Raw genomic sequence first — 14,346 nt, 5'->3', positions numbered from 1 at the left:
CCGGTCACTGATGCGGGGTTGGGTGTCGGGACCATGAGGATGATCTTGAGCGAAGTATTCGCACAGTGACCAATGGAGCCAGTGCGCGCTATCGCTCGCAAGCGATCCCGTCGTCGCCACCATCCATTTCACCAATGCCGACGTTCCGACGTTTCGCAGACGCTGGATGTTAAGCGTCCCCCCTTGCGCAATAGATCAATATGCGTCGCAGCGAGTCAGTCGCGCTGATCGTTGAGGTCGCGAGCACGAAAAGCGCAATCGAATGTGTTCGGCGGCCTGCAAACCGGATGCCCAAAATCGTGCTCACCACGGCGAAGAAGAACCAAACCGGTCAACATTGAAGTAAACAGCCAAAATGTGGCGATGCCACGAGATTGAACAAAACGATGCTGCCCCCAGCATCACACTTAACGAAACCAACGTAATCGCAACGCGGTGATGCGCACTACTATGTGTCAAAGACATCGAAAATACTTAGCTTGCGCAGGCTTATGATAAATTTCCGCTTCCCACGCCAATCTCTGCAATTCCTAGCAGAGCCAGTGTCAGCCGGCCGAACAGCCGCTTTCTGGCAACGAAGCGCCGGTCGCGAAGCCGAACGTCGGCTTCGCCTAGGTCCATGGCAGAACTGGACAGTCAGCTACCGGCCCAGGAAAGGCCATATTCCGCTGCGTGAATAAAGGGCTGGTTTCGGCGGCCAAGTTGGCGTCCTTGGACGTCTGCTTTGTTGGCGCTGGCTGACGTCCAGTCTTCGTAGTGAGAGGTAGTCGCGCGTCGCATCAACAGCATCACAATGACGGTTATCGACCTTTGCGACTTTGAGGCAGGAAGTGTTAGAGACGTTCAGTTCGTTTGATGCCGAAAGGTCAGACAGAGAAGCTGGGTTAGTTATAGAAAAGGAGCGGAGTGTTGGTATGGCGAAAAAGACGGGGCGCTTCGGTTGTAATGATGGCAGCCGCTGCGTCGGCGATGTCGTCTCTGTTAACGCTGCGCGCGATTCCGCAAGCAAGGCCACGCTTTCGCAGTATCGGCTGAGTACAGATACGCTATCCCGGGTGATAGCGGCAACGCACGATGCCAAGGCGCATTGCGTTCCCATGCATTCGGATTTCTCCCCGGCCACGCAATCGGCATCGATCGCGTCGCTTACACTGCGCGTAAAGGGTATGCCTCAGGTACCGGCCCTGCTCGCAAAGCATGGCCTGAGTCCGTTTGCTTATGTTGTCGCCACCCTGGCTGAGATGCAGAACGCCATGGCCGCGCAAATGCATGGCAGCCCCTTGGTCGCGAAGATCGTGGGCGCGCCCAATGATGCCAACAAGGCCTTTTATGCGCAGCTTGAGGCCGCCATTCGAAAATTGATGGCGCTGTCGCAATGATGCGCCTGAAACGTTTCGCCATGGTCTGCTTCGCGGCGGTTGGTGCGGCCGGAGTTGTTTACGCAAACGACCATGCCCCCCTGCCTTCCGATTCTGACACCGCAGGATGGAACTGGGCGGATACCAGCACTAATTCCAGTTCGGATCCCCGCTTTTCACAAACCCGGGCGGTATGCCGCAACCTCAGACACCTCGAGCCGCCCGCCACCGACTGGCCGGATGCCGCTACCCGGGCTTCGCTGGCGCATTGCGACTCCGAAAATCTCTATTACGGCATCGGCGTCAAGGCCAACCCTGAGCGGGCACGGCAATGCGCGCTGATGGAAGCGGCAGCGGCGCAAAAGAAAGGCCAAGAAGCATCTGGCATGCCGGCCGATCCGTTCCACGGCACGGCCATGCTGATGACGATCTATGCCAACGGCCTAGGGGCCAAGCGAAACCTTGATCTGGCGACATCGCTGGCCTGCCGGGTGGAGGGGGCTCCCTTTGCTGTCGACAGCCGGGTGCGCCATCTGCAAAACCTCAAGAAGAAGCAGTGGACAGGGCATGATTTCAGCATCTGCGACGATGTGACCAGCGGACTATACGGCGGGTTGTGCGCTGTGCATGCCGGTACAATCGCCGATGACAGACGCGCCAGCCATTTATCGGCCATGGCCCGCGACTGGTCGCCGTCCGTCCGACAGCGCTTTGCCGCGCTGGACAAGGCCGCTGAGGCCTATGCCGAATCCAGCGGCGAGAATGAGGTGGACCTGAGCGGTTCCGCGCGGGTCGCGTTCGAAATCGACCGGGAGCAGGATGTAAAGGACGGGTTTGCCCTTCTGCTGGAAAAGGCCAGCGCAGGCACCTTTCCGCCAGGCGATGCGGCCGCGTTCAAACAGGCCGATGCGCGTCTCAACGGGCTGTACCGCCGGATCATGGCGGCACCATCCCCCAACGATACACCGCATCCCGATGTGATCGGCAATAGCGGTCTCAGCAAGATGAATGTGCGCAAGACACAGCGCTTGTGGCTTGCCTATCGTGATGCCTGGGTGCGCTTTGCGGCCGCGGAATATCCCGATCTGTCCGATGCGCGCGTGAAGGCGGCGTTGACAAAGGAGCGCAACGACTTTCTGGCGCAGATCGCCCCGGAACGGCGAGTGCCTCCGAAGGCGCGGCCGCCCAAAAAGATCGCGATCATCATGAACACCCTGTCGTCCGGCGCGGCTGCGGTCCTGGCGCACGCATCGGGCATCATGGTGGGCGGTAGGCCAGAAGCCGCGCCTGTGTTGCAGGTGATCTTCGATCCCAATGCACCGTCTGATGCCATGTTATGGAACAATTTGAAGCGCCTTCATCCGGATTTGCCGGTCCGCTGGCTTCCGGTGGCGTATATCCATCCCGACAGCGGCGCTCTGGCTGCCACCATCATGGCCGCGAAGCATCCGGCCTTGGCGCTGGCGCGGAATTTCGACGGATATGACAAAAAGGCCCGTCATGGCGGTGTTCAGCCGACGGGCGGGCATGATCTGCCGCCTGCGCAAACCGCGCTGCGCAAGACGTGGATCAAATGGGGTGGTTATACGCCGATGCTGATTTTCAGGGACAGGCAGGGCGATTGGCGGCAGACCGGTGGGGCCGACCCGCAAGTCATTGCCGCTGCGCTGGCGCGGGCGAGGCGATAACAGCGCAGGTCCCATGAATTCTGCGAACATTCCAACCGGGAAAGAGATAACCATGCCATTGGCAAACCGCTATTGGGTCGCTTCGGACCTTATGCTGGCCGTATGCGCCGGTTGCTCCGCCAAGCATCAGACGAGCGACAACGCCGCTCAAAGCAATAGGGATGCCGCCGAGGAGGACGGCGCATCGCCCAATGCGGCGCGTGGCATCCCGCCGATCCACCTCGAGCAGACTGCCGTTCGGATGTATCATGGCAAGCCCGGCATCGCAGGCGACTATCTTCAGGCCGAAGCCGATTGCCGTCATAGCAAGACCCTCAAATCCTTGTCGCCAGATATGGTGAAGGACCGAGCGATGGCGGTGACGGATTCTATCTGACCACGCAGTCGATGACGGTCGGAAACCCTTTCGATCTTCATGTCTATGTCATACCGTCCGACGAGAAGCCTTAAGCAACCACAACCGACTTGCCACGAACAGAAGGGTTTAAAAACGATGAACCATTTCCATATCTTGCGCGGCGCTTTGATCGCATTCGGGATGATTGGACTGTCCGCCGTAAACGGTCAACAGCCGAACCCTAGCCAGATGAAGGGGATACAGCACTTCACCCTTCACAATGTTCACGCTGCAGGACCGTTGCTAACAGCCGGAAAGGCTTCGGGGGACGATGGGAAAATGCACTTGCTGGCCGGTATAAGGCTCGAAAAACCGCTAGCGCATGGCGTCACGACGATCGCGGTGACGGTCACCCGCAATGAACCCTCGCCACAGGTTCAGACCGAATTGGGCATCCATTCCGGCCATGCCCGGACGGTCTATTCTGTCGATGTGACCTGTCCTACCGTCAATGTGATAGCCATGCACGGCAAGACCAACGCGTTTGGCGAGGACTGCCGATTCAATGGCTACGAGGCTCCTCACTGACGCTTGGCCCATTGGCTGGTTCGGGATTTGCGCGGGATATTGAAGTCTACACCCATACATCGGCTCATGCCAGACCATTCCGCATATTCGAACGTCCGCAAAGACTAACAAAATGACTATGCACCAATGTCACGAGCTGGGGCTCCATCTGGTATCATGGTGCGCCCAACGTGCCGTCCCGCCATGGATCATTCGCGACTGAGGAAGGGCAGTGCCATTCAAAAGATAGTGTTCGTTCCAGTGAACCAAGATCTGACCGGCAGGGAAGGTCCAAGGTCGGTCAGCAGTTTCGATGTCTCTGAATGATGAACGAAGGGCAGGCCTCAGGATGCAAACCTGAGCCGCTGAACGTCGCCTTTGTTGGCGACAGCCGGCTCATGCACTGGTTCATGCGAACGGCAGCTTCACTACTCGTTTAGCCTGAAACCGGACAGGCAGGACACGGCCCAAGAATCGCTATAATTTGTCGTGTGAATGGTCGGCCGCTATCGGGAAGCGAGTTTGGGATATCGAACGGCAGCTAAGCTGGCGGGTGTCGCCCTGACGCCGGAGGCCAGGCGGCGCGTCAGCTAACCGAGGTTTTCGATCAGAATTGGCCGATCCGGACGCGACGCTCAGACCGCTAGAATAGCGTGACACCCCCATATTCGAGATTTAACATTGCGTGGCGCAGACTATCTGCACTCGTTCCGAGAGCATCTGCGTCCATCACAATTCCATCAGGACTTACGACTTCAATCTGCATAATCTTGCGCCCTACCAAATCTGATGCGGTGCCAGAGATAAATGGTCCCGCGAGAAGAAATGGAGTTGCAAGCGGTGAGCAAGAGAGCGGATTTCGGTCATCGAAGCGCAACTCCGCCATGCGTCTTTGCCATATTCGGTCAGGTGGATGGGTTGGCCGGCGGATTCACTGCGATCGTCCTGCCTTATATTGCGGTTCAGAAGGGCATGTCGGTGACAGCTATTGGTGCGATCATTGGCGCCTATGTCCTCGCGGCTCCAGTCAAGTTGCTGTGGTCTCCAATCCTCGACATGTGGTGGACACTCAAGCGCTGGTATTTGCTCGGTACCGCGATCACGATCATAACTATCCTAACCATGTTTCAAGCTCCGATCGACGACGGGGGACAATGGTTACTGATCGGACTGGGCTTTGTTTTAGGTACCGCCTCACAGATCGCCAACGCAGCGCAGGGCGCGCTGCTTGTCCTGACGGTCGAACGGAAGGAGCTCAGTGCAGCCTCGGGTTATGTCCAAGGCAGTAAGCTGGTCATGCAAGGTGTGTCTGGGGGGGCGGGTGTGTTGATTGCCACGCGATGGGGAATGAGCGCAGCCTCGCTTTGTTTTGCCGGAGCTGTCGTCTTCACTTCACTTCCAATCGGGATGATCTCAGAGCCAGCTCGCAGATTGGTGTCGCTCAAACTTAGCGCGCGCTTGCTAGCCGTTGGCGGAGAAATGGTCGACATGGCCAGGCAGCCACGAAGTCGGTGGGTCATGCTCGCCTTCCTCACTCCAATCGGAGCGGGAGGCGCTTCATATCTTTGGCCCGCGTTGGCACCCGAATGGCATGCCGGACCCAATGTAGTATCATTGGCCAATGGGTTGGGGGCAGCTGCTGCTAGCGGGCTAGGCTGCTTCATCTACGGTCGTTTTGTGGGGCACTTTGATCGGATCAAGGCATTCCTGACCACTGCGATGTTGCTGGTTGGCGCGGCGCTGCTGCTGACGGCTCTACCGCGCGAAGCGATGTTCTTTGCGGCTGGAACAATGATCTATTCGCTTATGCTGGGGTTCTCCTATGCCAGCTACACCGCGCTGCAATTCGAGACAGTAGGAGAGGGTGCAGTGGCGTCCAAGAATGCGCTGCTCAACGCATTTGGAAATGTCCCGATCACTTATATGCCCATTCTGCTTGGAATCGTCCACGACCAGTGGTCCACAACTGCCATGCTGCTTTTCGAAGTGATGCTGACAAGCTTTGTCATCACGATATTCGCATTTCTCCGTCCGCGAACGACCTGTGACCACATGGGAGCTATATCTATCGTTACCGTATCAGCCGGATAAAGATTTTGCGCACTCCCTGAATGACTGACCGGCCGTAGGCCGGTAGGATCAGACGGAGGTGCTGAAGCCATTCTTGGCGATATGGCGGTCGAGATAGGCCATGACCACGTCTTCGGTGATATTGCCCGCTGTGGTTGAGAAGTAGCCCCTACCCCAGAACCTCTGCCCCCAGTAGCGCCTGCGGATGTGTTCGAACTCCTGCTTGAACTTGCGCGACGAACGCCCTTTGGCGCGGCGCACGAAATCGCTGACCGAGACATGTGGCGGGATCTCGACGAACATGTGAACGTGGTCGCGTGACAGTGCGCCATTGATGATGGTCACACCCATTTCATCGCAAACCTGCTTGATGATCTCGCGCACGCGCAGCCGCCCAGCAGATTGGCTTCCAAAGTACGATTGAGAGCAAGGCAGCCCCTGGAATAGTGACGGCTTTGCGAGGTCGACCACGTCGGAGATGCAGTACGGCTGCGACGGCTAGAGCCGCAATCGCGATGGGCCAACTTATTACCATTAAGGGTATGAGAAAAAAGCTCACGCTCCCCGGCAACCCGGAGAGCAGCGCTAGGCCGAACACGCCCGCGATGATAGCTGGAGGAGACCAAGAGAACCAACAGTCCGGCGCACTGAGAGGCCGCCGATGACCGCCCGGTTCGCCCTGATTTTTCGAAGTTGTGGTGCCCATTCCGGAATGATGATCGTTTGGGTTCTGACCGACAAGTCCGGCCAGTCGATCGGTGCACCGCAACGTCGGCTTTCAGGCCGTATTCAGGGCCACTTGAACGTCTTCGATTGGACGTCAACGGAAATGCCGCCAGTCGTTCACGTGAACGGCAGCTTTTTAAGATTTTGGCCTGAAACCGGAATTTCGGGACACGACCCAAAAGCGGACTTCAAAGTCCGTCAGCTTTGCATCCCACTGCATCACACAGCCTTCCTAGGATCGTGGCGGCCTCGGCAGGCTTTTCGATAGGCGGAAGATGTCCACAGTGATGGATTATTTCCAGTGATGCATCCGAAATCATGGCCAAAGTCTCTTCCGCTCGCGTCAACGGGATCATCGCATCGTTGACGCCATGGATGATGGCCGTCGGGATATCAATTTCGCGCAGGACCGGACGCTGATCCCGCCGATTGAGAACAGCCTCGCTCTGGCGAATATATACCTCGACCCCGAGGCGGATACTCATCTGAACGATATCTTCTTTCACGGACAGTGACGCGTCAGGATGAACCAGCCAAGCAAGGCTGGCCTGTCCTGCCGAACGCATATCGACCCCGGCGCGCAGCGTCTCGATGGTGCGAACGCGTTGCTGCGCCTGCTCTGACGTGTCGGGGAAGGCGTTGCTGTCGATCAACGCCAGACCCGCTACGCGCTCAGGCGCCAGGCGCATTATCTCCAGCGCGACCATGCCGCCCATAGAGAGCCCGGCTAGGACGAACTTGTCCGGCGCGTCAGCGAGAATGCGCTGAGCCATGTCCGGCAAAGTGCTGTCCTGGAGGGTATCGCCTACAGCGCAGCGATAGTCATCACTGAGCAACTCGATAGTTTTACGCCAAACGGTTTCGTCGCTACCAAGGCCGGGGATGAGCACCAGATCGTTCATTGATTAACCTCCGACGCAAGCACATACACCTTCGACCATGGTTGAAGGTCAATAGCAGTGCGGATTGGCGAATTTGCACGCCGGGCAGGTGTCAGCACATCGGCAATCCGCTTCTATGAGAAGCGGGGGGTCTTCCCGCCTGCGCCGCGCGAGGCAAACGGGTATCGTAGCTACAGCGAAGATGATCTCCGGGTTATCCATTTGATCGACCAAGCACGCAAACTCGGCTTTTCAATCAGCGACGTAGAACGGTTCATGCGCCGTTCGCCCGAAGAACGGCGCGACAAGGCGCGACTGCTTCCACAGATAGATTCAAAGTTAGTTATTCTGAATCAACATCTTGCAGAAGTCAGGCGCCAGCGCGCCGCTCTGATTTTGTTCAGGAAGCAAATTGCCGATAGCGGGGAATAAGTTCTCTGACTCCGAAAATCCGCTCCCCCCAAAACCTGCCTGTCAGCAAGCGACACCATTGCTGACGTTTCGTTCCGAATGTTAGCACGCAGTTATGAGCGAAGCCCCCCTTTTGACCCCCTTGCAGACGTTACTGCACTCACTAGACTTGTAATATGGCAGCTTGGCGCTGGATTAACTTGTTGTGCGGCGCTCTACTCGTTGCGGCAGCGCTGGTAGTTCTGATCGCTCTCACAACCAGCTACGCTACTTCGACCTTCGAGGATGTATCGCTCGGCGCGACGTGGTTCTTTCTTTTCGCACTGCTGGGCGCTTTGTGCATAGCTAATGCTGCTGGACCAAAGGACGGACGCTTCGGCTGGCTCGCTGCTGGCAACCTCCTTTCCTTAATTATCCTCCTGACGCTTTTGGTGATCGGGCGCGAGGACAAAGCAGCGGTACTGTTGATCATCCTGTGCTGCATCGGACCCCTGTCAGGCATCTTCGCTTTCGCTGCATCACGTGGCAAGACCTGCTGAATAGCAACGTCCGCTTTCCCCAACAATTGTGACATGCAGATGCGCTTTGACGAGCGCTAAAAGCGGACAGAATGTGAGCGCCATCTTGCAGACATGTTCCTTTTATGTTCTCATTTGCCCATGCCCCGAATCGATCTCCTCTCCCTCACGTCGCACCTTGAGCTCGCGCTGAGCTGCGCCCCATCCTCCACCATCGCTGCACTTCGCGATTCCGACGCCCTGAAGCGCCGTCTTGCCGCCGTCGATCTTGCCGAGTTTCTGGCTGAACGGCTTGGGGCGAATTTGACAACTGTCCGACGCGCAGAGGAGATGCCGCTTCCGCTTGGTGTCGGCACTGCGGCAATGTGAAGCAGCCGCCTTACGGATGGATTCCAGGCCGCGAGAATTACATGCCGCTGCGCACGCTGTTCGATTGTGCGCTCTACAAGCTCAATCTGCGCGTAACGTGCAGGGCCTTCCACCCACAACGCAACTATCATGCTGGCGGGGCATGCAACGCCCGACCAGCATAGCGGCGATGGCAAAGAAACCCACTGAACCGAGAAGTCAAAGATTCTTGAAAGCGCTGGCGCGATTGGTACGCGCGGCAGAAGGCGGCCTATGAGGCCGCTGTGACTGATCTGAAAGCGACGATGCCGAAGCCGGAGTTCGGATCACCGCCCTGACTTGCAGACGAATTATTCGCTGTTAATGCCCGCAGGCATGAAGCCGAAGTACCAGTTTCTGGCTATTCTTATAGTCACCTTCGCTGTTCGATGTGCGACATTCGGCGATCCGACGCTTCACACTGATGAGGAATTCTATTTCCTCGTCGGACAAAAGATGCTCGGCGGCGCGCTGCCATACGTCGACATCTGGGACAGGAAGCCGCTCGGCCTTTTCGCGATCTACGAGGCGATTGCCGCTGTTTCACATTCGGTCATCGCATATCAGGTCGCCGCCGCGATAAGTGTTGCAATCACCGCCTTCATCATCGCCAGGATCATTGCCCACGTAGCACGCTGGCCGGCACAGTTGGCCGCTGCATTCCTATATATCTCGATGTTGCCCTGGTTGGGTGGCTTTGGCGGCCAGTCGCCGATTTTCTACAACGCGTTGATGGCCGGCGCCGCATTGCTGCTGGTCGAGGCGATACCCGATCTAAAAAACGGCACGATCCCGAAGAAGGTCTATTTCGCCATTGCGCTGTGCGGCTTTGCGCTTACGGTAAAGCAGACCGTTGTCGTTGAAGCCGTCTATATCGGCCTGTTCTCAATTATTCTTTCCCTCCGCGGCGGCCTGCCAAAAAAGACGGCACTCCGTCATGTCGGGGCATTTGCCGCTATCGGTATCCTTCCGACGGCGCTGATTGCCGGGTTCTACAGTACGATCGGCCATTGGCCGGAATTCTGGCAGGCGATGGTGACATCCAACCTCAACAAGCAGAAATATCCACTGGCGGAAATTTTAGCGAGCGCTAGATTCATGATGGGGCGGCTGTTGTTCCCGCTCTGGCTGGCGATCACCGGGCTGGCAATCGCACCTCGATCAGAACTCCGCGTGTTTCTGGCGGGGTGGCTGGTGGCAGCCATAGCCGCGCTGTTCCTAGTCCCGAACTTCTATTGGCATTATGCACTGCCGGCCCTTGTTCCGGTAAGCTGCGCTGCCGCATTCCTGTTTGATCGGTGGGCGATCACGATCCCCATCGTGGTTCTGTTTGACTTCGTTGCCATGTCGACGATCAGCACATTCGATTTCAGGCTTCACCAGGAGTCCAGGCAGAACGCGCTGCATGCTGCGAAGCTGATCGACGACAACGATCGGAATGGGACGCTGCTGGTCTATGACGGCCCAGTTTATCTGTATTCCCTCGCCTCTGCAAAACCGCTTTCAAAGCTGGTGCTGCCCTGGCATTTGAAAGAGGTCGTCGAAGAAAGGGCGACCGGCGAGGACGTGAATGAGGAAATCAGGCGGATACTTTCCCGGAGGCCGGGTGCGGTGACGCTTGTTGATTCCGGCCACTGGTCCTGGAGAGACAACGCCATCGGCCGGCGCATGGTTGGAAACTACGTTCATACCCATTGCCGAAAGGTCGGAGAGGCGACGTTCTTTGAATCCACCGTTCCGCAGCGAACGTCGATCTATGGGAACTGCCAGTGAAGATCGCCCCGCTAATTGAGTTGCTAGCACGTGCTCAACAATTCCCGGAGTAGCCATGCTGTGACTGGCGAGACACCTTTATGATCGCCCTGATCGGGCAGGCGGTGTTTCGAATGACGAAGGAACATCAGCGCGAGATTCAGCGTAAGTTGCGGGAGCTTCAGCACGCCGAACGTACAGGTCAGGTAGGTCGTGACAAAAGGGCAATGCTTACCGGACATCAGCTTGACGTCCGCTTGCCCCCAATTTCTCGCCGTTCCAGCAATTCAGTTGCATCGCCGATAGCGGTCAGTCGATCACATCAGCGGCAGCTTTTCACGTTTTGGCCTGAAACCGGAATTTCCGATGCCGACGCCATCGCGGACATTAACAAGTCTCGCTTTCTACGTTAGGTCGATACTCCGATCATGCCTATTGTCATGGATGGTTTGATGCGTGTGATGCTGTCAGGGTGCTCGGGAGGAGGCAAATCGACCCTCCTTTCCGAGCTTGCAGAGCGCGGACGTTCCGTCGTTGCTGATGCCGCTTTACGTGTTTTACCGGAGGAGCAGCGGAGCGAAGGGCGCGCGCTTCCTTGGGTCGATGCAATGGCTTTTGGAAGGCGGGCTTTGGCCATGTCCGTAGTAGATCACGAAGGGGCGCATGGGCTCACGTTCTTCGACCGTGGCGTCGTCGATGCCGGCGTGGTGATAACCGCGCGGGGCGGCTCACTTCCCGTTGAGGTTGCCCACTACCGTTACGATCAGGTATTTCTGGCTCCCCCTTGGCCGGAAATTTATGAGGTCAATGAAGATCGCCGCCACAGATTCGGAAAAGCTGTGCGCGACTATGAGCGCATACAATCGGCATACACCAATGCTGGCTATGAGCCTATCGAACTACCTCGCGATAATGTTGCTGCTCGTGCCGAGCTCGTTCTAACGCGAGTGACGGGATAGCTGCAAGTCTGCCATCGTCCAGTTTGAGCACCAGCAGATGGGGAGCTTCGACCTATTCAAAATTCCCTTTGAAATCGAAACCCATGGAGCCATCCCGCGCCTCCATCCGCGCGACGTTGCGGCCGCCGGGCTGAAGCTCGACCTCAGCGCGCGGGCAGCACCATTCCCGCGTAGCAAAATTCCATTGGGTGATCGCTTTAGGTTCGTTGAAGGCCTGCCAGGCTGCCTCGGGCGAAACCGGTACGTGGGTCTCGATAGCAATAGTATCAGTCCTTTGGTGTTTCTCCTTTGATTGATTTTTTTAGGTTAGGAACATCGAACAGTTGACGCACGTAGCCGTCTAGATGATCGACCGCCTGGCCCAATTGCTGATCGCAGATCAATGCCGGAACTCTATGTCGTGTAGCTCCCAACTCTCCGATCAGGCTGAGGCAATGAAAGTGGTTGGGCTGCGTGCTGGTGTTCCGGATTGGCGCCTATCGTCGGCATTGGAAATAATCCGGGAGCGGATTGATGAAATTGAGGAACACGAGACGACGTCCTCGGTCTCTCCAAGCCTCTCATCTTCAAATTCGTGTGACGAAAAATTTTCCGATGAAGCGATGGACGCTCTATTTTCTGGTCTTAAGCAGTAGAGTAAGGGCCGCGTCCGCTTTCGCGGCGCGCTTATCTAAAACCTGATGGTCCGTAGTCGGCCCTTCAGCTTACTGTTGATCGCCGATCAAATCCAAAGTGGGATTAGCGTGGGTAAAGCCGAATTCCCAACCCAAAACGACCCAAGCAGAACCCACAGCGCACGACCAGCCGAACGGCATTTCGCCCTAGAGCGCTGAATTTGCCTACTGAAAGTGGTGGTGCCCCATAGACGACAAATATGGGCCCTCAAATCATTGGGAAATTTCTCTGTCCAGACCATGAGCTATAACCAGAGGCGCAGCTAAAAGACAGCTTTTGCATCGATAGCAGACCGCCCGCTATACCTTTGCAGGCTATAGCAAACAGGCTTGCGCTTGAACGGGCAAAGATGTTCGCTATGCCTCTTATATCGAGCATGTTGGGACGGTCGACCACCAAGGCATTCAATCAATACTGGTCGCTTCTGCCCTCGTCTATCGACGGTAAACATAGCCGACCATTGATGATCACTCGTGTCCGATCTCATGCATAGCATTGCCAGACCAACCCGCGCGAGAGGTGGCGAGCGAACGTTGTCGCACTTTTTCCTCCATCGGAGAAAGGGTGGCTGAGCGCGTTGGCGTGCCGATTACCAGATATTGTTGAGCGCCATCCGCGGAAACTATTGGCCACATTGGGGCGCCGGGACCATTTGGGTTACCCGTGCTGGCGAAGCGGACCCAATAGCCGGCGATCGTATCGGACACTTTCCTGTCTCCTGCGTCCCACACCGATCCGGCATCGGGATTACCGAAGACATATTCCAGTTCACCGCCATGCGGGGTCCCGGCAGAACCTTTGCGGCGGTTGGACGGAACCTGATCGAAGTAGAAATCATAAGCCACGGCGCCGTTGGCCGCGTGCATGGCCGCGATTGAATAGGATGGCAGGATCGACAGGGCATCCTCGGCCAGATCTGTCTTCACCGCCTCGAAGGAAGCTCCAGGCCGTGCTTGCGAGTATTGTTTCAACGCGTCATCGTAACTGTCGCCCAAGACTTTGCGCGCAGCAGCTTCGTTGTTGCTAGGCAAGGTCGCTTCGTTTGAATTGGCGCCGATGATGAGCGGGATTTTCGACTCCGTTCCGTTGCTGAAAGGTGCGCCCGGGCTGGCGACGATTACCTTCCCGTCGATAAAGGGGAAGCTCCGTTGTAGCAGAGCGCTCACCGGCAGCGCCCTGAGCTGCTTTGCCGTCGCGTTCGGCAGGCCAACGCTCGCGGCCCAATGCGCACCCAGCGCTTCTGCTGACAGCGGTGCGCCACGGATTGGGAACAGCACCGCACCGCCTGCCCCGGACTCGGAGATTGCCTTCTCGAACAGCCCCTTCGATTGTGGAGACCCCATCAGCGTCTGGACAACTCCGGCGCCTGCGGATTCACCGAAAAGCGTCACATTCGAGGCGTCGCCATCGAAGGCCGCAATGTTTCGCTTGACCCAGCGCAATGCTGCAATCTGGTCCATGACGCCATAGTTGCCGAGCTGGCCATCGGGATTCTCTGCGGTAAGAGCCGGATGTGCGAAGAAACCCAACAGACCCAATCGGTAGTTGAGCGTGACGACAACAACTCCGCGCCGCGCCAGATTGGTGCCATCATACAAAGGAACTCCCGCTGCGCCGTAAGTGAAGCCGCCCCCATGGAGAAACACCATCACAGGGTATTTTCCGTGCTTTTCCGGCTGCCAGATATTGAGAAACAAACAATCCTCACTGGTTGGGCCGACCTGTGCCCAGGCTTCCTTATGATCGCCCGGCTGCGGACAAGCCGCCCCATAGTGCGAGGCGTCGCGCACTCCCTGCCAGTGCTGCAGCGGTGCGGGCGGTCGCCAGCGCAGGTCACCCACTGGCGGGGCGGCGTATGGAATGCCCTTGAACGCCGCGATATCGTTATCGACGACACCCTCGACCGCGCCGCCCTCGACTTGCACCACCGGTCGGTGATCCGGGTTTGCTATCGCGGAACTTGCCAGAACAACTCCCAGCAAAAATACCATGCCAACACGCATCCTGATCTCCCGTG

Annotated in this window: 15 protein-coding genes and 1 pseudogene; 12 read left to right on the top strand and 4 right to left on the bottom strand. The window is 57.3% G+C overall.

Going from position 1 to position 14,346, the window contains the following annotated elements:
• Positions 1-830: 830 nt before the first annotated feature.
• The 5 genes from GRI58_RS12480 (at position 831) to GRI58_RS12460 (ending at position 6,041) form a co-directional block, all read left to right on the top strand.
• Positions 831-1,379 (top strand): hypothetical protein, encoded by a 549-nt coding sequence (locus tag GRI58_RS12480; protein WP_160753940.1) that lies wholly within the window; start codon positions 831-833, stop codon positions 1,377-1,379.
• Positions 1,376-3,046, top strand: coding sequence for a lysozyme inhibitor LprI family protein (locus tag GRI58_RS12475; RefSeq protein WP_160753939.1), 1,671 nt, complete (start codon positions 1,376-1,378; stop codon positions 3,044-3,046). The genes GRI58_RS12480 and GRI58_RS12475 overlap by 4 nt, the downstream gene beginning before the upstream one ends.
• A 52-nt stretch (positions 3,047-3,098) precedes the next feature.
• Positions 3,099-3,422, top strand: coding sequence for a hypothetical protein (locus tag GRI58_RS12470; RefSeq protein WP_160753938.1), 324 nt, complete (start codon positions 3,099-3,101; stop codon positions 3,420-3,422).
• Positions 3,423-3,539: 117 nt separating this feature from the next.
• Positions 3,540-3,971, top strand: coding sequence for a hypothetical protein (locus tag GRI58_RS12465; RefSeq protein ID WP_160753937.1), 432 nt, complete (start codon positions 3,540-3,542; stop codon positions 3,969-3,971).
• Positions 3,972-4,859: 888 nt separating this feature from the next.
• On the top strand, positions 4,860-6,041 hold the full coding sequence (locus tag GRI58_RS12460) for an MFS transporter (protein WP_160753936.1): 1,182 nt from the start codon (positions 4,860-4,862) through the stop codon (positions 6,039-6,041).
• Positions 6,042-6,089: 48 nt separating this feature from the next.
• Here the strand turns inward: GRI58_RS12460 and tnpA are convergent.
• Positions 6,090-6,413, bottom strand: a pseudogene (gene tnpA, locus GRI58_RS12455) (IS200/IS605 family transposase); the annotation flags it as partial.
• A 521-nt stretch (positions 6,414-6,934) separates the two neighbouring features.
• Entirely contained in the window at positions 6,935-7,648 is a 714-nt protein-coding gene (locus tag GRI58_RS12450) for an alpha/beta fold hydrolase (RefSeq protein WP_160753935.1), read from the bottom strand.
• Between the two features lie 57 nt (positions 7,649-7,705).
• Here GRI58_RS12450 and GRI58_RS12445 point away from each other — a divergent pair, with 57 nt between their 5' ends.
• The 6 genes from GRI58_RS12445 (at position 7,706) to GRI58_RS12420 (ending at position 11,654) form a co-directional block, all read left to right on the top strand.
• Entirely contained in the window at positions 7,706-8,059 is a 354-nt protein-coding gene (locus GRI58_RS12445) for a MerR family transcriptional regulator (RefSeq protein WP_160753934.1), read from the top strand.
• Between the two features lie 155 nt (positions 8,060-8,214).
• Positions 8,215-8,577: a hypothetical protein gene (locus GRI58_RS12440; RefSeq protein WP_160753933.1), complete on the top strand. Its 363-nt coding sequence runs from the start codon at positions 8,215-8,217 to the stop codon at positions 8,575-8,577.
• A 120-nt stretch (positions 8,578-8,697) separates the two neighbouring features.
• A complete protein-coding gene (locus GRI58_RS12435; RefSeq protein ID WP_160753932.1) occupies positions 8,698-8,925 on the top strand; it encodes a hypothetical protein in 228 nt (75 codons plus the stop codon).
• Positions 8,926-9,279: 354 nt separating this feature from the next.
• Complete coding sequence (locus tag GRI58_RS12430) at positions 9,280-10,716, top strand: hypothetical protein (RefSeq protein ID WP_160753931.1); 1,437 nt, start codon at positions 9,280-9,282, stop codon at positions 10,714-10,716.
• A gap of 80 nt (positions 10,717-10,796) precedes the next feature.
• The gene (locus GRI58_RS12425) at positions 10,797-11,108 is read left to right on the top strand and encodes a hypothetical protein (RefSeq protein ID WP_160753930.1); all 312 of its coding nucleotides are present in this window, start codon (positions 10,797-10,799) and stop codon (positions 11,106-11,108) included.
• Positions 11,109-11,135: 27 nt separating this feature from the next.
• Positions 11,136-11,654, top strand: coding sequence for an AAA family ATPase (locus GRI58_RS12420; protein WP_202386963.1), 519 nt, complete (start codon positions 11,136-11,138; stop codon positions 11,652-11,654).
• A 52-nt stretch (positions 11,655-11,706) separates the two neighbouring features.
• Here the strand turns inward: GRI58_RS12420 and GRI58_RS15945 are convergent, their stop codons facing one another.
• A complete protein-coding gene (locus GRI58_RS15945; RefSeq protein WP_419957050.1) occupies positions 11,707-11,910 on the bottom strand; it encodes an SRPBCC domain-containing protein in 204 nt (67 codons plus the stop codon).
• Between the two features lie 88 nt (positions 11,911-11,998).
• Here GRI58_RS15945 and GRI58_RS12410 point away from each other — a divergent pair, with 88 nt between their 5' ends.
• Positions 11,999-12,289, top strand: coding sequence for a hypothetical protein (locus GRI58_RS12410; protein ID WP_160753929.1), 291 nt, complete (start codon positions 11,999-12,001; stop codon positions 12,287-12,289).
• A gap of 507 nt (positions 12,290-12,796) precedes the next feature.
• Here the strand turns inward: GRI58_RS12410 and GRI58_RS12405 are convergent.
• Positions 12,797-14,320, bottom strand: coding sequence for a carboxylesterase/lipase family protein (locus GRI58_RS12405; protein WP_160753928.1), 1,524 nt, complete (start codon positions 14,318-14,320; stop codon positions 12,797-12,799).
• Positions 14,321-14,346: the final 26 nt, after the last annotated feature.

Source organism: Qipengyuania algicida (genome assembly GCF_009828025.1).
GTDB lineage: Bacteria > Pseudomonadota > Alphaproteobacteria > Sphingomonadales > Sphingomonadaceae > Qipengyuania > Qipengyuania algicida.
Note: the sequence above shows the minus strand (reverse complement) of the source record. Positions and strands in the feature narration are given on the sequence as shown.